The 18,810-nt window shown below is 35.6% G+C and carries 15 protein-coding genes; 10 read left to right on the top strand and 5 right to left on the bottom strand.

Features of this window, described 5'->3' with window-relative positions:
- Positions 1-538: 538 nt before the first annotated feature.
- The 5 genes from BXU10_RS05050 (at position 539) to BXU10_RS05065 (ending at position 8,752) form a co-directional block, all read left to right on the top strand.
- Complete coding sequence (locus BXU10_RS05050) at positions 539-3,757, top strand: LodA/GoxA family CTQ-dependent oxidase (RefSeq protein WP_078226385.1); 3,219 nt, start codon at positions 539-541, stop codon at positions 3,755-3,757.
- Positions 3,758-3,759: 2 nt separating this feature from the next.
- A complete protein-coding gene (locus BXU10_RS05055; protein WP_189328059.1) occupies positions 3,760-4,854 on the top strand; it encodes an NAD(P)/FAD-dependent oxidoreductase in 1,095 nt (364 codons plus the stop codon).
- Between the two features lie 476 nt (positions 4,855-5,330).
- Entirely contained in the window at positions 5,331-5,681 is a 351-nt protein-coding gene (locus BXU10_RS24770; RefSeq protein WP_123921950.1) for a hypothetical protein, read from the top strand.
- 347 nt (positions 5,682-6,028) lie between these two features.
- Positions 6,029-7,249 carry a GTP-binding protein gene (locus BXU10_RS05060; RefSeq protein WP_078226387.1) on the top strand — a complete coding sequence of 407 codons (1,221 nt, stop codon included), beginning with the start codon at positions 6,029-6,031 and terminating at the stop codon, positions 7,247-7,249.
- Positions 7,250-7,336: 87 nt separating this feature from the next.
- Positions 7,337-8,752 carry an alkaline phosphatase gene (locus tag BXU10_RS05065; RefSeq protein ID WP_078226388.1) on the top strand — a complete coding sequence of 472 codons (1,416 nt, stop codon included), beginning with the start codon at positions 7,337-7,339 and terminating at the stop codon, positions 8,750-8,752.
- A gap of 201 nt (positions 8,753-8,953) precedes the next feature.
- Here BXU10_RS05065 and BXU10_RS05070 read toward each other — a convergent pair whose 3' ends face one another.
- The 5 genes from BXU10_RS05070 to BXU10_RS05090 form a co-directional block, all read right to left on the bottom strand.
- Complete coding sequence (locus tag BXU10_RS05070; protein ID WP_078226389.1) at positions 8,954-9,868, bottom strand: alpha/beta hydrolase; 915 nt, start codon at positions 9,866-9,868, stop codon at positions 8,954-8,956.
- Positions 9,869-9,878: 10 nt separating this feature from the next.
- Entirely contained in the window at positions 9,879-10,616 is a 738-nt protein-coding gene (locus tag BXU10_RS05075; RefSeq protein ID WP_078226390.1) for an SDR family oxidoreductase, read from the bottom strand.
- A gap of 10 nt (positions 10,617-10,626) precedes the next feature.
- On the bottom strand, positions 10,627-11,304 hold the full coding sequence (locus BXU10_RS05080; protein ID WP_078226391.1) for a type 1 glutamine amidotransferase domain-containing protein: 678 nt from the start codon (positions 11,302-11,304) through the stop codon (positions 10,627-10,629).
- A gap of 2 nt (positions 11,305-11,306) precedes the next feature.
- Positions 11,307-11,564: a muconolactone Delta-isomerase family protein gene (locus tag BXU10_RS05085; RefSeq protein WP_078226392.1), complete on the bottom strand. Its 258-nt coding sequence runs from the start codon at positions 11,562-11,564 to the stop codon at positions 11,307-11,309.
- A gap of 127 nt (positions 11,565-11,691) precedes the next feature.
- Positions 11,692-12,546, bottom strand: a complete 855-nt coding sequence (locus BXU10_RS05090; protein ID WP_078226393.1) for an AraC family transcriptional regulator — start codon at positions 12,544-12,546, stop codon at positions 11,692-11,694.
- Between the two features lie 60 nt (positions 12,547-12,606).
- Here BXU10_RS05090 and BXU10_RS05095 point away from each other — a divergent pair, with 60 nt between their 5' ends.
- From BXU10_RS05095 to BXU10_RS05115, 5 genes are all read left to right on the top strand, one after another.
- Positions 12,607-13,113, top strand: a complete 507-nt coding sequence (locus BXU10_RS05095; RefSeq protein WP_078226394.1) for an AraC family transcriptional regulator — start codon at positions 12,607-12,609, stop codon at positions 13,111-13,113.
- Between the two features lie 97 nt (positions 13,114-13,210).
- Positions 13,211-13,939: an SDR family oxidoreductase gene (locus tag BXU10_RS05100; protein ID WP_078226395.1), complete on the top strand. Its 729-nt coding sequence runs from the start codon at positions 13,211-13,213 to the stop codon at positions 13,937-13,939.
- A gap of 830 nt (positions 13,940-14,769) precedes the next feature.
- On the top strand, positions 14,770-16,302 hold the full coding sequence (locus tag BXU10_RS05105) for a sulfatase-like hydrolase/transferase (protein ID WP_078226396.1): 1,533 nt from the start codon (positions 14,770-14,772) through the stop codon (positions 16,300-16,302).
- Positions 16,303-16,357: 55 nt separating this feature from the next.
- The gene (locus BXU10_RS05110; RefSeq protein ID WP_078226397.1) at positions 16,358-17,383 is read left to right on the top strand and encodes a hypothetical protein; all 1,026 of its coding nucleotides are present in this window, start codon (positions 16,358-16,360) and stop codon (positions 17,381-17,383) included.
- A gap of 238 nt (positions 17,384-17,621) precedes the next feature.
- On the top strand, positions 17,622-18,809 hold the full coding sequence (locus tag BXU10_RS05115) for an FAD-dependent oxidoreductase (protein WP_078226398.1): 1,188 nt from the start codon (positions 17,622-17,624) through the stop codon (positions 18,807-18,809).
- Position 18,810 lies beyond the last annotated feature (1 nt).

Here is an 18,810-nt window from a genome sequence, read left to right on the forward strand (position 1 = left end):
ACTGCTCGACCCGCTAACAAATTATAAACCAGTTTTGTGTCAACAGAATTCTCTTCCTGTAATTTGAAATACCGGCTTTTATTTTCTTCAGGTTTTAAGTCATTTTGCAAAGTGGTTTTATAACTTCCAAATTGATATTTTCCACTATGGTCTTTTACATCTGTTTATCTAACACATACAAGTTACAGGAATCATTAAGAATCTAAAAATTAGGAACCATTCTTTTTTTTTTAACTAAAATGAGTAAGCTTTTGTACATCATACTATAGAAGCGAATATTACGGAAGATAAACTGAAAGTCGCTCTGAAAATTCCATTTTAATTCCATAATCGATAAGTAGTAGAAGTGGATATAAAAATTAAAGAAATCTGCAAAGAACAGGTAAAACTACCTATACTCATTTTTAGGATAAATTTTAGATTTGTAAGGATGTACTACAAAATAGTGGCTAAACATTGAGCTGTTTTGGCTGTTAAAGTATCCGATAATATATGCGACTTACTATTAAATAGCGTAACAAACCAATAATTACTAAATATGGACAACAAAAAACGAATCATTGAAAAACCTACTGCAAACAACGTAAAATGTTGGGACAGTAGTGGCAGTACTGAAATGGTAACACAGCGTCTTAAAGAGATGTTTGTAGAAATGGGACAAAAAACCCGAATTGAAAAAGGGCAAAACCCAGCCGAACGTGCTGTTTTTAGAAAGCAACATGGTATTGCTTATGGACAATTCGTAATCAATGAGGATATTCCTGAACAATTCAAAAAAGGTATTTTTGCTGGCTCTCTTTATGATTGTGCTGTTCGTTTCTCTAGTGATACAGGAACTACTTCACCTGACTTACATTCCACTATTGGAGTGGGTTTGAAATTGTTTGGAGTGGAAGCACCAAAGCTTTTTGGAGAAGGCCCTACTGCCGATTTCATTTTTCAGAATATCGATCGCTTTTTTGCCCGTGATGCACAGCAAATCTGTACGTTTACAACTGCTGGTGTTATTGATAGAGATTATGATTCTTATATCAATAAGCATCCTGAATTAGCTAGTATTTTACAAGCGATGCAGAAAGAAGAAGCGAGTGTGTTAAGTACAGGTTATTGGGCTATTTTACCTTTTCAACTAGGAGAAAATCAAATTGTTAAGTATCGTTTGGTTCCAGACGATATTTACAAAGGGGCACCTTTTGATGATGATAATTATTTACGATTGGATTTAGAAAGACGTTTACGCAATGGAGCTGCTACTTTCAGATTTGAAATCCAATTGCGTACTAATGAAGCAACCATGCCTCTTAATGATGCACAGGCAGTTTGGAGTACCGAGGAAAGTCCGTACATCTGTATTGCAAGGTTGCATTTACCTCAACAAGATGTAACTGCGATTGGTCAGTCTGAATTTGGAAGCAATCTTTCATTCAATATTTGGAGAACTTTAGAAGCTCATAAACCTATAGGCTCAATTGCAGAGGCTCGCAAAACAGTTTATGCTGCTAGTGCTGAAGCCAGGCATCAAGCCAATGGACAACAGCTACAAGAACCTAATGCCATAAATCCACATTTTAGGGGCAATACAGACGAGGATAGTAATTGTATTGTTAGAGCTGGTATTTATCCTCCTATTGGTGTGATGCGCGTTGGAAATAGTGAAGAAGAGTATTTTATAGGCCCTTTAGTAGATGAACCAGAAGCAAAAGAGGATGTTTATGCTTATCGCGATAAAACTGGAGCGATAAAACGTCAGGCAGCACAGTTTCGAATTTATGGTTTCAATGCTGCTGGAAAAGCTATTAAGGAGTTGACTATGGATAATGCTAAAATTACCTGGCATTCGCATTTGGCCAATCAAAAATCATCCTGGTATCAATTTCAAATTGCCTTAGATATTCCGGATGCAACCGCTCCTAATGTTCCTCCTTCTTTATTAAGAAATATTGATGTAAAAGACCGCAGCCAGTTATTGATTGATGGTGGGGGAGAAAGTATTTCAAAACCTAATATCACTGAAGGAAAAAAATTCATGGGGAAATTCATGGGCAAATCGGTTTATTTAGGAGAAATGCACACCGACGAAAAAGGACGCTTAGTAATGCTGGGTGGTCACGGTAAATCGAAAAACATCAATGGAGACAGAGCCATTACCTTTGCCAACAATGAAGGTTGGTATGATGATATGTCAGATGGCCCTGTTACCGCCACAGTAGAATATGAAGGAGTGACTCTTAATGTAGATCCTGCCTGGGTGATTTGCGCTCCGCCAGATTATGCTCCTATGCAAAAATCGGTTCGTACTATGTGGGATTTAATGCGCAGTGTTGCTGTAGAATCAGGAATGTTAGTAAGACCTGCAAGACCTTCTTTCTGTAAAGACATCTTGCCTATTTTTGAAAGAATGACCAATTTACAATGGGTAAATGCAGGATTTGCAGCTGCTTTTGGATGGGGTGGACAATTTAATTACACCAGTATAGCATGGGTAAAAAAACTAAATGATCCTTCTTCTGCCAACTTAGAAATGCGTCGTACTATTTCCAATAATTTCCGTAGGTTTGATCAATCTGGTGCTGAAGCTCCACAGCTATGGCCTTGGTTATATGGCGATGCAGTTGCCATTCCTACACTAGGTTCTGTGCGTCAACATTCCACCTTATCGCATTTGCAATTACAGTTTTTAGATCAATGGGTCGAAGGTGATTTTGATGCTGATTTTGTTGATAAAACAGGTTGTCCTTATATTCCACCTGTTAAAAAAATTGATGATTATCCTATTGCTGAACAACCCGATATGCTAACCAAAGCTGCCATGGATTTCTGCCTGGCAGATGCTTTTCATCCGGGTTGTGAAATGACTTGGCCTATGCGAACTTCTGGTATGTATATGGCTCCTTTCCGATTGAAACACGCTCCTAAAACACCAAAAACCGATTACCATTATTATGGTTCTACTATGAATAGTGATGTCCTGACTTTACCTGCTGGTCCTTTATTAGGGGGTCAGGTACCAGGCGGTGTGACGAGATGGATGGCTATTCCCTGGCAAACTGATACGGCAAGCTGCAGAGATGGTTATACGACTGCATACGATCCTTATCTGCCAACATTTTGGCCTGCCAGAGTTCCTAATAATATTTTGAGTGAAGAACGTTACAAAGAAACTTTAGATACTAACTTAGATGAAGAAACCCGCAGAGAAGCTTTTGCATATCGTTATTTTTGGCTGGATGATTTGCCTTTAGATGGAGAAGCACCAACACAAACCAATCAGATTAATGCAATGGTGAAGTATTTTGACAAGTTAGCGATTGTGCAGCCGCGTCCAGGGGTGTCTGATAATCCTAATTTTCCACCAGAAATGCAAATTGGTGTAATTCCTAATGAGGAACAAAACCAACTGTTGTTACAAGAGACAGAAACCCGATTAAGAAAAATTTTAAATGACAACAAGCACTTGGATAAAAAAGAAGAATCTTTATTATATACTACTTTGGAACATTTGTCTAACGAAGGTTTGTTTACTGAACAAGTTGTAATCGAAAGCACTCGCGAGCAATTGTTAGAATTGGTTCAGGACGAATTGGTTCAGGATGAAGCTTTAACAAGCGAAGTTCAAAAACTAGTTGATTTATTAGCTTCTAAAGCACATAAATTCACCAAAACAAGAACCGTTCCTCATTCCAGACAACCTCGAAAAGAGGTGGGAGTTCCAGGACAATTGGTTCGTTTTCAGCGTTTTATTCCAAAAAAGTACTAGATTTGGCAACAGAAAAAACAGATATATTAATTATAGGTGGCGGCATTGCAGGTTGCATTGCCGCCATTTCTTTGATAGATACCTATCAGGTAACATTAGTTGATAAACTTCCTGAACCCACTGAGCGTATTGGAGAATCTTTGGCTCCTGCATCGCAACGTATTCTAAAACAATTGGATTTATTAGAGGGTTTTGAAAACCAAATAGGGACTTTGTATCAAAAAAACGTAGGTATGCAGTCCTATTGGGGAAGCAATCGAGTACATCTTGTAGATGATTTAAGAAATCCTGATGGTTTTGTTAAAAATTTGGATCGCCAAGCTTTTGAAACCTATTTGAGAAGAGTTGCAGAAACTCGTGGAGTTCATTGTTTATGGGGTTCTAAACTATATAATAGTTCTTATGAAAATTCTCGTTGGCAGGTGCAATTAAGAGCTAGTGATACTTCTTTATCTACTTCAACGATTTCTGCATCTTTTGTTATTGATGCTAGTGGGCGTCAATCGCATTTTGCAAAGAGCCTGGGCATTAAACGACAAGTGGAAGATAAACTGATTGCTTGTTGGGTTACTTTACCTAATACTCTAACAAATACTATGAGTACTATTTCAGCTAGTGAAAATGGCTGGTGGTATAGTGCTGTTGTTCCTCGTGGCAAAAGGGTGGTGGTTTTTCATACTGATGCTGATTTAGTAGCTAAAAACGAACTTAAAACTACTGGTTCATTTTTAGAATTGGCAAAAGAAAATCCTGTTATTTTATCTTTATTAAACGAAGATGAAAATGCTATTACTTTTAAAGGTTCAGTTGCCGCTAATTCGACAAAATTAGAACAAGCAGGGGGAAAACAATGGGTTGCTTTAGGGGATGCAGCACTAAGTTTTGACCCTTTATCTTCTCAAGGCATGTACAATGCAATGGCTAGTGCCATGCAACTACAAACGCTACTATTGCAGTATGGATTTACTGAAACACTTCAAAAAATACATACAGAACAAACGGAGCGCATTTGGCACCATTACCTAAAACACAAAAGTATTTTTTATCAGGCGGAAACCAGGTGGAAAACGGCTGCTTTTTGGGAGAGACGGTTGTAATGTTTATCTTTCGAGTGGATTTTATATAATGTAAATTGCGGTTTCATAGCAGTATGACCTGCATCTGTTGAGTAAATAATTCGGGAGCATGAATTTTTTTAACCATCTTAATTAAGAACATATTTATGGATAAAAAATATAGCTGAAGAATTGATAAAAATGGCACAATACGATCTGAGTGTTAAGTAATAATTGTCAAAGGAAAGAAAACTTTCTTCTGGCTATAATCCCATACTTCTGTAGATGCTTTTTTATAAAGTTTATAAAGCTGTGAAATATTGCTCAATTTTAGTTTCATCAAATTAAGGATTTATAAAATTACGAAGAAATAGTTTGTGAAATTAAATGCAACTTTATTGCATTTAAAAATAAGATCTCTATATTTGCAATACTATTGCATTAAATTAAGGGTACTACAAAAGACAAATAAAGAAATTGTCTTATAATGCTATTAATTGGTGGTTCAAATTTCAGCAATGAAAAAGAAATTTATCATAATCAATGTGTTTCTGTCTATGGCTGTATTGTTTTCAATACTGTTTCAGTCCATACATTCTCATGAACATCATACTGAAAAACTGGCAGAGAAACATTGTCATTATTCTAAAAGTAAAGCAGAAGTAGCCCATAGTCATAGTATTTCTGAAAAATGTTTTACTTGTGATTTTAACTTCATTTTGTTTACAATTACTAATTTTTATGTTTTACACTTTCATAAAAATAGTGCAGTAAACACTTTAACTTCATTTTTCTTTTACCAACATTCCTCTTTTTTTAAAGGAAGCCTTTTCTCTCTTCGGGGTCCGCCAATATTCCAGATTATATAATCTGGAAAAAAAATCTTTTTTTCTGGCTCATCCTGTTTGGCAAATAGTACGCCTTTCATTCATTAGCTTTTCGGTCAAAAATTAACAGCAGCGATTCTTTATACAATTGCAGTACTGTCAAGCTATAATGTTATGTTAAGAATGAAAAAGCATTGCCTGATAAGGAAGGTAACAACTTTAAAATAATATCATAGCGAGATCTAGTGGCGGTTTGAGAAGTGAAGCCAGAATCTCTATTAGTTTTTTTATGATAGTTTCAAAATAGATTCCAAAACGATTTATTTTAAAGTGCTGCCAAATCTAAAAACACACACGCTAAAATCTACATCAAATTAATACCAAAATACATGAAAAAATTACCTGTAACTGTATTATCAGGATTCCTGGGAGCCGGAAAAACGACCCTGCTAAACCATATTCTGCATAACAAAGAAGGATTGAAAGTTGCTGTAATCGTAAATGATATGAGCGAAGTAAATATTGATGCGAATTTGGTAAAAGCAGAAAATACACTTTCCCGCACCGAAGAAAAACTGGTAGAAATGAGCAACGGCTGTATCTGCTGCACGCTTCGGGAAGATTTGATGGTTGAGGTAGAGAAACTGGCCAAAGAAAACCGATTTGATTATCTGCTAATCGAAAGTACCGGCATCAGTGAACCTATTCCTGTGGCCCAGACTTTTACTTTTGTAAACGAGGATGAGAATATTGATTTATCCCGTTTTAGCTATATAGACACTATGGTAACGGTGGTAGATTCCCTGAATTTTTTTAAAGATTTTGGTTCTGCCCAAACGTTGGAAGATATTCAGGCAACCAACATCGAAAATGATAATCGAACGATTGTAAATCTTTTGGTGGATCAGGTAGAATTTGCCAATGTAATTATCCTCAATAAAACCGATCTTGTTACCCCAAGCCAATTAAAAGCTCTAAAAGCGTCTATTAAAAAACTGAATCCTGTAGCCAGAATTATTTCTTCTGAATTAGGGAAAGTCAATCCAAACGAAATTATCAATACAGAATTATTTAATTACGAAGAGGCTGAGAATTCAGCAGGATGGATACGCGAACTGGAAGGTATCCATACACCTGAAACCGAAGAATATGGCATTAGTTCGTTTGTTTTTAGAAACGAAAAACCTTTTCATCCGTATCGATTTTGGGATTTTATTTCGAAGGATTTTCCATCCTCTGTTATTCGGAGTAAAGGTTTGTTCTGGATGGCATCCCGTCCCGAACAAGCCATAAACTGGAGTCAGGCTGGAGGTTCTATAAAAGCGGAAAGCGCAGGTGTTTGGTGGGCAAGTATGCCATTGGCAGAGCGAATGAATTATCAAAGCTTTGCCGAAAACCAGGATATTATAGAAGAACGCTGGACACTTGATTTTGGTGACAGACTTAACGAATTAGTATTTATTGGATTTTCTATCAATGAAAATGAAATGCGAAAACAATTAGAAAACAGTCTTTGCACGGCTGACGAAATTAAGGACCTGCAGGATGGTTTTTTCTCTGAGAATGATCCTTTTCCAATTCCCAGAACTGCAGGTAACCTTGTAGATTAAAAAAAAGTTATGTTTACCGTACTATCCTTATAGTGCTTTTGATTTACGGGTTATTAATTATCTTTGAAATACTTAAATAAAATAATAATGAACAGAAGAAAGTTCTTTAAAAATGGCTCTTTATTTACAATCGGGGCAGTAATGATAAATCCTTTACAGGGTTCGGCCAATATTTTAGATTTAGAAACTACTAATAAAAATAAGAAAGCAAAAAATATTATTTTATTGGTTAGTGACGGGATGAGCACGGGAACATTAAACATGACCGATTTATTTCTAAACAGAAAAACGGGCAAAGGCTCAAACTGGATTCAGTTATACAAAGATAACAGGGTTTCAAGGGCTTTAATGGATACAGCCTCTGCGAGTTCTATAGTAACAGATTCATCTGCAGCAAGCTCTTCGTGGGGAGGTGGTTTTAGAGTCAATAATGGTGTACTGAATATAAGTCCGAATGGAGAACCTCATTTACCCATTTGGCAAAAATTTAAAAAGGCAGGAAAAATGGCAGGCTGTGTGACCACCGTTCCTATAACGCACGCTACTCCAGCCGGTTTTTGCGTAAGCAGTAAAAGCAGGAATGCTCAGGAGGATATCGCCGAACAGTATTTAGAACTTGGCTTTGATGTTATGATGGGAGGTGGTGCAAACTATTTTAGCTCTGCATTAAGGAAAGATAAAAAAGACATGTTCTCTGCTTTTAAATCAAAGGGATATCAGGTTGTGAAAACGCGATCTGAAATGAATTCAGCTTTAAGTACGCAGCCTATTTTGGGCGTATTTGCAGATGATGGGCTTCCGTATTATGTGGATAGAAATAGTGATGAAAATTTAAAAAAGACGATTCCAAGTCTTGCTGAAATGGCCCAAAAGGCAATTGACAGAATGAAAAATCATAAGGAGGGTTTTGTTTTGCAGATTGAAAGCGGAAAAGTGGATTGGGCAGCACATGGCAATGATATTGCGGGTTTGATACAGGATCAGATTGAATTTGATGAAGCTGTAAAAGCTGCAATAGATTTTGCTGAGAAAGACAAAGAAACTTTGGTTATTATAACCACAGATCACGGAAATGCAAATCCTGGAATTATTTACGGTAAAGATGCCAACGATAATTTTGACAGTATCCAAAAATATACTCAGACCAACGAATGGATTCTGAATCAGATAAAACCAGAATCTTCTGTTTCGCAAGTAAAAGAGATTATTGAAAAAGCAAATGGTCATTCGGTTTCTGATGAAGAAGCAAAAACAGTCTTAGGATATTATGACGGATTGCATAAAGAAGATGGTTTGTATAATTACAAAAAACTGCCTTATAAAGCTTTTGCAGAAATGCAGGGAAAAATAAATTCGGTAGGCTGGATTAGCATGGATCACTCGGCCGATTATGTTGAACTGGCAATGTTTGGTCCGGGAAGCGAACTTTTAAAACCTTTTGTAAAAAATACTGATTTGCATTATTTGATGCTGAAAGCCGCAGAAGTTGAAAATAAGTTTTAAATAATTATATAAAAGAACCTTACTGTAAATTCTAAATATTAGAAGTTTTTTTTAAAGTTTCATATCTGGCAAAATTATATCAAATAATGATTAAAAACTCGCATCAATAGTGCGAGTTTTTAATTTGGATCTTATGATAATTGGATCTTGATCTTGTTTTAAAGTAATTCAATTATGATAAATAGTTTTTACTGCTTTAAATTACAATTTAGCACTGTAAAATTCAGTTAGTTTAGCTACTGCCTGATCAACATATTCCGGTATATCATACATGGCGATATGTGTTGCTCTATCAACAATAAACAATTCCTTGTCTCCCTGAGCAAGTTCAAAAGCCTGATCGCTGAAAATTTTAGTATCAGCTTTGCTTCCGGCAATTAATAATATAGGCTGTGTTAAAAAGGCAGGAATTTGATCAAAAGCAGAAAAAGCTAAAATTCGATCTGTACTGGTAAAGAGATATTTATTTACAGAATTGGGATGCTGTGCTCTTGAAGTTTTGTAATAATCGTGGCCTTCTCTTAATAAATCGGGTGTGTTTTCATTAATTTCTTCTATAGTTTCCGGAACCCAATTCATATACATTGGTTCAGCTCCGTTTGCTTCAAGATTTCGCTGTATCCCTATATTTTTTAGTAAGTCTAACAAAACAGGAACAGGAGTTTCATATCCCAGGAAATTTCTAAAACCTTCGCCCATTGGAGAAGCGCTTATAGCAGCAATTGCTTTAAAACGATGCTCTGTCTGCGCCACGCTTATAGCATAACCACCGCCTGCACAAATACCAAATACACCCAGACGGTATGCATCAATGTACGGAAGAGTTGCTAAATAATCTGCACCGGCACGGGCATCTTCAACTCTGGCTGTAGGATCTTCTAAATAACGGGGAAGTCCTTCGCTTTCGCCTTGATAAGAAGCATCGAAGGTTAAAGCAATAAATCCTTTTTCGGCTAATCTTGATGCATAATGCCCAATTGTTTGTTCTTTAACTCCGCCAGCAGGATGAATGCATACTATGGCCGGATATTTAGTTGTTTCACTAAAATTATCCGGAAGATGTAACTCAGCAGCCATCTTAAGGCCTTTATTTTTAAAAGAGGTTATTTTTTTCATTGTTTAAGGTTTAATATTCCTGACGTGTAGGTCGAAACAGAATTTCATTAATATCAACTTCTTCTGGCTGACTGATCGCAAATTCTACAACGCGCGCAAAGGAATCTGCCGGAATTGCCACAGCTTGGTAAAATTGTTTGGTTAATTGATCCGGAACACCACTTGCGTTCGGCAATTCAGTATCTATAACTCCCGGAGAAATAATAGTCGTTCTAATGTTGTAATCTTTGGCTTCCATTCTTAAATCTTCAGAAATGGCTCTTACAGCGGTTTTAGTGGCAGAATAAATCCCTGATCCTTTGCCAATTTTGTGTGCCGCAACCGAAGATACATTAATAATATGCCCGGATTTTTGCTCTTTAAAATAAGGTAGTACCGCTGCAATACCATTTAAAACTCCGTTGATGTTTACGTTTATAACCTGATTCCATGTTGCTACATCACAATCCATTAGTGGAGTAGAAGGCATGATTCCGGCATTATTAAGCAGCACATCTATTTTTCCGAATTTCTTTACGGCTTCGTCTATCAACGATTGCATCTGTGTAAAATTGGTCACATCGGTTTGTACCGCAAGAGCTTTTTCTCCATTTTTAGAAAACTCTTCGACAAGTGCATCAATACGCTCTAAACGTCTTGCTGCTAAGACAATAATTGCCCCTTTTGCAGATAATGCTTTTGCAGAAGCTTCGCCTAATCCGCTGCTTGCACCAGTAATTACGATTACTTTATTTTCGATATTATTCATTGTAAAGCGTTTATTTGTTTAATAATAATTTAGACAAAGCTTTACCAACGCTGGCAGCAGACTGCGGATTTTGACCTGTAATTAAACGACCGTCTACAATGGTATTATCACTCCAGTTTGGTGCAGGCTGATGAAACGCTCCATTAATTTTTAAGGCATCGGCTAATAAAAAAGGAACTACATGAGTAGACTGTACCTCTTCCTCTTCCTCGTTTGTAAACGCGGCTACTTTTTTTCCGCTAATTAAGTGCGAACCATCGGTTAATATAGCATTTACAAGTGCTGCCGGCCCATGACATACAGCTGATACAATTTTGCCATCCTCATAAATTTCACGAATCGCATTTATAACAGCTGGTGTATCTGGAAAATCCCACATTGTTCCATGCCCGCCTGCAAAAAATATCGCATCGTATTGTTTTACATTTACATCTTCCAGTTTCAGGGTGTTATCAATTTTGTTTCTAAAATTCATATCTTCCCAATATTTGGCAATAACAGGATCGCTAAAATCTTCTAATCCGTCAAGCGGAGCGGCTCCTCCTTTTATTGAAGCGATATCTACATGAATTCCGTCATTTTCTAAAATCTCTAACGGATGGGTAACTTCAGCTAAATTAAATCCGGTTGGAAGCTTTGTTTCACCTTTTTCATTACAACTTGTAACTACGAATAATACTTTTTTCATGATTAAAATTGTTGGTTTAACAGCGTGTACTCTATTTTTTCGAAATATTTATAAAGTGGCAATCGGGCAAGCAGTTTCTGAACTTTATCCTGATCTGTCTCATTAAAAACAAGAGCGGCACCACCCATAGCTTCTTTAATAAAAAGATGCGCTAAAACTCCTTCTTCTTTCAAGGCTGCCACAACAGCGAATTCCTGAGGTAAAATCTCTTCAATGTTTTCGACTTTGCCTAAAACAGTGTTTACTAATATTGTATTCATATTTTTATTATTTAGTTGTAGAGCAAAATTATAGTGGTAGAGAAGTAATTTGTTAAGAATATTTATACCGATATTTATGAATTTCAAACCATTTTATTTAAAATATAGTTTTACTACTGATGAAATTTTAGTTTGTTTTCCGAAATAATTTTGGACTCAAACCTGTTGTCTTTTTAAAAACATTATCAAAATAAGAGGTATATTCAAATCCGAGTGTGCACGCTATTTCTGTAATGGTCCAATCTGTATGCAGCAGTAAAATTTTGGCTTCTGTTACAATTCTTTCATTGATGATTTTTAAAATTGTTCTTCCGGTTTCCCTTTTTACCAGACGATTTAGGTAATTGGGATGAACATTCAACTGGAGCGCAAATTCAGCAGCTGTTTTAAAAGGAAGAATGCGATTTTTATCCTCTATGGGAAATTGTTCATTAAGCAGATTTAAGAATTTGGAAGAGATTCTTTCGGAGGCTTTTTTACTAGTGAAGGCAGCAGGATTATCTCCGTTACTATTCAGTTTTAATGCTTCGTGAATCAATATACTGATGAAATTTCGAATCATGTCTTTTCTTTTTAGATACTGTCCGTTGCTTTCTTCCAGAATTCTTTCGAAAATAAACTGAATATTAGCTTTTTCCTTATCTCCAATAACTTCATATACAGGAATTTTTTCTATGTTGAAAATAGAAAGCAATTCCGTGTTATCTAAATATCCGGCGACCTTCAGGAAATTTTCAGTAAAAAGACAGCTGTAGCCAATTTGTTCGGATTCTGTTTCCCATGAATAGGGTGTATTTATATTGCCAAAAAAAAGATACATCCCATTTATGGTAATACTTTTATCTCTAAAATGTACCGTACTTTTTCCGTCTACCAAACATATTCGATAAAGATCTTTTCTGCCAAAAGAGGGCGTATAAGTATCCAGATTTTCAATTTTAAATGCTTTAAAATCATTCGCATCCATTGACTTGTTTTGCATTAGAATTACTTTCCAATTTTTTCAAAAATAAGCTGCATCATTTCAGAATCTAAGGCTGTCATGTCTACTAATTTTAATGACTTGAGTATTATTTTTGAAAAGATATGTAGTGAAATAAATAGTGATTATGCTTATGGATATGATCTTATAAGAGCTTATGTTGCAGAACTTATTCATTATGGACAGAAATTAATACCTAATGTAAGCAGGAATGAATTGCGTAACGCTCCCCAGAGAATTGCTGAAAAGTTTTTTGATCTTTTGGAACAGCAGTTTTCTATCAACTCTCCTGCCGATAGGGTACAAGTGCGCACACCAAAAGAATATGCTGAAAAACTTTGTGTACATGTTAATTATCTCAACAAAAACCTAAAAGAAATTACTGGAAAATCTACCAGTGAATTATTAGGAGGAAGAACCGCTCGCGAAGGCAAAATTCTTTTAAAGCACAGTGACTGGAGTATTGCTCAAATCGCATTTTCCCTTGGCTTTGATGAGGTCTCTCATTTTTCTAAATTCTTCAAAAAACACAGTGGCTTGACACCGCTTTCTTTCCGTCAGATATAAAAAATAGTTTGATTTGTCTAAAAGTCTGTTTGTATTGTATATCCGTAACGGTTATATGATCTCGACCTTTGACTACTATTAAATTAAATAAAATTATATGGAACTTAGTAACAATAAAATTTTAATTACCGGCGGTGCTACCGGTATAGGATTTGGAATGGCAGAGCGTTTTATTAAAGAAGGAAATACTGTGATCATTTGTGGAAGACGACTAGATGCGCTTGAAGAAGCAGTTTTTAAACTTCCTTCACTTATAATAAAACAATGTGATCTTGAATTGGAAAGCGAACGTGAGGCACTCTATCATTGGATTGAGAAAGAGCATAGCGATTTAAGTGTTTTGGTAAACAATGCGGGTATACAAAACTGGATGTCACTTGAGGATCCTGAGTTTTTTAACAAAGCCAAAAGAGAGATTACCATTAATGTTGAAGCCCCATTGCATCTAACTGTTTTGTTCAAAGAGCTTAAGCCATTAAAAACAATAATAAATGTAACTTCAGGACTTGCTTTTGTGCCTCTTATCAAAGCTCCTGTTTACTGTGCTACAAAAGCCTTTTTTCACTCCTTTACTCTTTCTCTTGGTCGCCTGCTTGAAGATCGTGCGATAGAGGTAATTGAGGTTATTCCTCCGGCATTGAATACTGATCTTGGAGGTAAAGGAATACATGATATGTGGGATTCGGTAGATACTTTTATTGATTCTATTTTTAGGCAGTTAAAAGAAGGTAAAAAAAGTGTATCTCATGGTTTTAGTATAGCAATGAGTAATGCAGGAAAGGAAACATTGGAAGGTATTTTCAATCAGATGAATCCCAAAGAATAGTTTTTGTTTTATTGATTTTTAGCGATTTCTTCGAGTTTTCGCCTTTAGAAATAAAGGTGACTGTCAACGTTATATTAGACTTGGCATGTGAAGCTATCGTTATAACGGAATATGGTTTTGATAAAAAAACAATATGCTGTTATCCAACAGAAGAGCCAAAGCAACTATTGAATGGTTTGTAAAAAGAGGAGTTGCAGTAAACAGATTAACTGGTAAAGGATATGGTGAAGCAAATTGATTAATAAATGCTTAGATGATATAGATTGTACAGAGAAAGAGCACCAATTTAAAAAACCGTTGGGTGAAATTAAAAATAAGTGTCAGGCTGAGTCCATTCGTCTTCGCTCAGGATAAACTTATTCGAAGTCCTTTCGTGTTCAAAAGCCTTCGACTCCGCTCAGGATGACATCAATTCCTTAAGTCATAAATGATGTTTTACTCCCGATTTTATACTTTTTATAATCAAATCAGTTTTTTTAATCAATTTCACCCAACGGGTTGATTATAGTAATTTCTGAATTGTTTTTTAATTCATTTCGATTTTTTTCTAAAACAGGTATTTATACGTTGTGTGAGGCGGTTTTATTAATATAATTTTATTCTTGTTAATTTAATTGCTGGATTTTACAATTATTGTAATGTGTATAAAGCGTTATCATATTTACTAAGTTTTAGATCTGTTTAACTGTATTGAATATCTTTTTAATTATTTCATTTTCATTGTTTTAATTTTAAAGAAAACATTTTCAGGTTATCTAAAATTAATGTTATGACAAAATATTGATACATCTATGAATTATATTTTTATTTAATAATTTAATCAATACGTAATGGACTTAAAAGAAAAATTTAATCAAATTGGACAAAAACCGGACATGATTCTTATTATTACCGATGAGCAACGTGCAACACAACATTTTCCACCGGGATGGGAGGAGAAAAACCTTCCAACTCTTACATTTCTAAAACAGAATGGATTTAGTTTTGACAGAGCTTTTTGTAACACCTGCATGTGTTCTCCTAGTCGTGCAACGTTATTTACAGGAACCTATCCTGCTAAACATGGAGTGAGCCAAACTTTAACCGAAGGAGGTCTTTTATCTCCACAAGAACCAACACTCAGTAATGCGCTGCCTAATATCATGAATGTACTTTGGGCAGATGGCTATGATGTGCAATACAGAGGTAAATGGCATATGAGTAAAGGAGTTGCTCCTAATGGCACTAAAACAAATTACGAAGATTTAACCGCTGCAGATATTTCGTTATATGGCGCAATGGGCTGGGTTGCACCAGATGCAGGTGAAGATGTTAATCCGCTTAATTTTGGTGGTGGATATGCAAATCATGATGCAAAATATACAGCTCAAGCCATAGAATATTTAAAGAGTGTAAAAGCTCAAAGAGCCGCAGGAATTCATAAGCCTTACTGTCTTATTCTTTCACTGGTTAATCCGCATGATGTTTTAGCGTATCCAAAAACGGCCGGAACGTCGGGATATCATACAGAAACCTGGTCGGGCAGGGAAATTGGACTTCCGGCGACTGTCAATGAAAATTTGCTTGAAAATAAAAAGCCTATGGCTCAGGAACAAATTTTACTCAATATGGCATTAAGTCTGGGTGAAATAGCTACTCCGGAGGATAAACTGAACTATATTAATTTTTATGGTTATTTATTAAGTCATGTTGACAAGGAAATTGGTTACTTAATTAAGGAACTATATAAAGAAGATGAGAATGGAAATAAATTGGCAGATTCAGCAATTGTTACTTTAACCTCAGATCATGGAGAAATGGGGTTGGCTCACGGTGGTTTGCGTCAGAAAACTTTTGTAGCCTATGAAGAAGCGTTAAGAGTGCCACTTGTAATTTCAAATCCAATACTATTCAAAGATCACAGTATAAAGCAATCAATGGCATTAGCCACATTGGCAGATATTATGCCCACTTTTATCGACATAGCAAATGTATCAAATCCACCTACAGGACTTGCAGGTACAAGTTTACTTCCAATAATGGAGAATAATACTCCTGTCCAGCATAGTATCTTATTTACTTATGACGATATTAAGGCTGGTTCTAATAGTAACTGGACAATTGTAAAAGCGGCTAATCGTATTCGTTGTATAAGAACAGAAAAATGGAAATTTGATTATTATTTTGATGCATCAACAGCTTATTTCAAGCAATATGAACTATATGATTTAATTAATGATCCATTAGAGATTACAAATCTTGCTTACGATCCTGAATACAGTGAAATTAGAAGAGATTTAGAAGAGCAATTGCATCAGCTTGAGATAGAAAAACTCTGGGTTAATATGCCAAAAGATGTTTATAGTACTACAATATTCAACTAAAAAAGCATCTTTAAAAATCTAAAAAATATCAATTAATAATAAAAACACACACATCATGTCACAAAATATAAATTCAGAAGTGAATACAGTAAGTTATACAGATTTTAATAATCCTGCTGGACAAACCACCATACAGGGAATAAGAGGGGTTTCAGAGTCTGAAAATGTATATATTGCAGGCAGTTTATTAAGTGAGAACAATCTTGTTCAGGGATTAATTTACGAAGGAACACTTAAAGCAAATGGGAATGAAGGGAAGTGGTATGTTGTTAATTTTCCGAGTACACCAACAGCAGCGGTTATTAACACCTCTTGTTACGGACCTAATAACGGACCTCATGGCACAATACAAATTGTTGGATCTTATAAAATAGCCGCTTCTACCGGTAAAGCTCCAAGTGGAAATCTAGGATTTTATTACGAAGGTGCTATTGATGGTTCCGGAACATGGGTTCAGGTATCACCTAATGGAGGAAATACCAATAATGTATTTGTTCACAGTGTAATGGGTGGTATAGCTGTTGGAAATTATGATGTTGAAAATGATAAGAACGGATATGCATTTTTATACAATACATCCAGTAAAGAATGTACCGGGTTTAAAGTGCCGGATTCATTAACTACCACTTTATATGGTATTTGGCATAATGGTGGAGACAGTTATACAATGGCCGGAGGATACACCAGTCCCAAACTAGGAAAAATAAGTCAGGCCTTTCTGGTAGATTACAATTCTAAAACCAAAGAAACCAGTAATTTAAAATCGTTTAGTTACAAGAATGAAACAGCTTTATCTATAATTACTCATTTTGAAGGTATTACAGTTGCTAAAGATAATGGCTATAATATGCCATCGGATTGGATTACTGTAAATGGAGAAAAAAACGGAGCATCTTTTGTTTCTGTAAACAGAAATTCTGACGGATCATTTGGAGAAGCAAATTGGATTGATATTGATTTTCCGGATTCCAGTGTAACAAGTGCTAATACTGTATATAGAAATAACATATTAGGTATTTATGTAGTCGAAAATAGTGCTGATACCAAAACAGTATCTTCTTTTGTAGCAAAAGTAAGTTGAAAAAAGTAGTAATGTAATTTGAAGTATTATATAAAAAATGTGCAAATGTCTACGGATTTTGCGCATTTTTTATGCTTTTATATCTCTCATTCAGTATATAGTTTGTCTTGTGACCTATAATCTCTGCTTTGTGTCATTTTTTTATAATTGATTTTGTATCTCCAGTAATTTAGACCTATGACAATGCTTGTGTATTGTTCTAAATGCATGTCCAAAATCTACTATAAAGAAAAAAACTATGAACACAGAAAACTACGATGTAATTGTTATTGGTGGAGGGCCAATAGGTCTGGCTACGGCATACCATCTTGGTAAACGAAAAGCAAAAACATTGGTGTTGGAACAATTTACGTTTGTAAACCAATTAGGCAGTTCTGCCGGAGTTTCTCGCCAGTTTAGAATTCCATATCCGGATGAATATATGGTGCAAATGGCTTTAGACGCACAGCCTTACTGGGATGAACTGGAAAAAGAAACCGATACAAAATTATTGGATAAAGTAGGTACACTTTGGTTTGGAGACCCCGAAGTACATTCTACAGAAGGAAATATAGCAGAGGCTGAAGAAGCGCTAAAAGCATTAAACGTTCCGTATACCACTTTAACAGCGAAAGAAATTGAAGCAAAATACCATTTTAAAAATCTGCCTGAAACCTATACCGGATTGTTTCAGGCCGATGGTGCCAGCATTAATTTTAAGGCAACAAATGAAGCGCTTCTAGACTTGTGTAAAAAAGAAGAAACGGTTCATTTAGAAGAAAATTCACCAGTGCTTAAAATCAATCATGTTGGTAAACTCTTTGAAATTATTACGCCAAACGGATCTTATATTACTAAAAAACTAGCTATCGTCCCTGGTCCGTACATTAATAGCGTAATCAACTTACTAGATTTTAAAATTGATGCTGTTTATTGGAATATGTCTTCGGCTTATTTTAAAAAGACCGATCCGGCTATACAATATCCAACCTGGTTTGTATTTCAAAATCCAATAGGTGAAAACGGCAATCAGTTTTATGGTTTTCCTGAAGTCGATTGGGATCATCCGGAATACATTCGTGTGGCACCTGATTTTGTAATAGAACCTTTAAAAGAACCCAGCGACAGAACATTAATCCCTAATCGACAAGAACTGGGCTACACTTCTGATTGGGTAAAAGAACATATGACAGGATTAAGCGCAGAGCCTGAATATACTTCCACATGTCTTATCGCCCTGAGCACAATACCTAATAAAGAATTACTGATTGATTTTGCACCAAGTTATGTACCCAATCATGAAAATATTGTGCTATACGCCACAGGATGGGCAGCAAAATTCACTCCTTTTTTAGGAAAAATCATGTCTGACCTTGTATTAGACGGACATACAGATTTTGATATTACGCCATTTCAATTAGGGCACAAATTCTTTAAAGCATTTTAAA

This window comes from Flavobacterium sp. LM4 (assembly GCF_002017935.1).
In the GTDB taxonomy this organism is placed as follows: Bacteria; Bacteroidota; Bacteroidia; order Flavobacteriales; family Flavobacteriaceae; genus Flavobacterium; species Flavobacterium chungangense.

Bases quoted from the DNA above. Each gene is read 5' to 3' on its own strand.
- BXU10_RS05050 (WP_078226385.1), top strand. From the start codon at position 539: ATGGACAACAAAAAACGAATCATTGAAAAACCTACTGCAAACAACGTA.
- BXU10_RS24770 (WP_123921950.1), top strand. From the start codon at position 5,331: ATGAAAAAGAAATTTATCATAATCAATGTGTTTCTGTCTATGGCTGTA.
- BXU10_RS05060 (WP_078226387.1), top strand. From the start codon at position 6,029: ATGAAAAAATTACCTGTAACTGTATTATCAGGATTCCTGGGAGCCGGA.
- BXU10_RS05065 (WP_078226388.1), top strand. From the start codon at position 7,337: ATGAACAGAAGAAAGTTCTTTAAAAATGGCTCTTTATTTACAATCGGG.
- BXU10_RS05070 (WP_078226389.1), bottom strand. From the start codon at position 9,868: ATGAAAAAAATAACCTCTTTTAAAAATAAAGGCCTTAAGATGGCTGCT.
- BXU10_RS05075 (WP_078226390.1), bottom strand. From the start codon at position 10,616: ATGAATAATATCGAAAATAAAGTAATCGTAATTACTGGTGCAAGCAGC.
- BXU10_RS05080 (WP_078226391.1), bottom strand. From the start codon at position 11,304: ATGAAAAAAGTATTATTCGTAGTTACAAGTTGTAATGAAAAAGGTGAA.
- BXU10_RS05085 (WP_078226392.1), bottom strand. From the start codon at position 11,564: ATGAATACAATATTAGTAAACACTGTTTTAGGCAAAGTCGAAAACATT.
- BXU10_RS05090 (WP_078226393.1), bottom strand. From the start codon at position 12,546: ATGCAAAACAAGTCAATGGATGCGAATGATTTTAAAGCATTTAAAATT.
- BXU10_RS05095 (WP_078226394.1), top strand. From the start codon at position 12,607: ATGTCTACTAATTTTAATGACTTGAGTATTATTTTTGAAAAGATATGT.
- BXU10_RS05100 (WP_078226395.1), top strand. From the start codon at position 13,211: ATGGAACTTAGTAACAATAAAATTTTAATTACCGGCGGTGCTACCGGT.
- BXU10_RS05105 (WP_078226396.1), top strand. From the start codon at position 14,770: ATGGACTTAAAAGAAAAATTTAATCAAATTGGACAAAAACCGGACATG.
- BXU10_RS05110 (WP_078226397.1), top strand. From the start codon at position 16,358: ATGTCACAAAATATAAATTCAGAAGTGAATACAGTAAGTTATACAGAT.
- BXU10_RS05115 (WP_078226398.1), top strand. From the start codon at position 17,622: ATGAACACAGAAAACTACGATGTAATTGTTATTGGTGGAGGGCCAATA.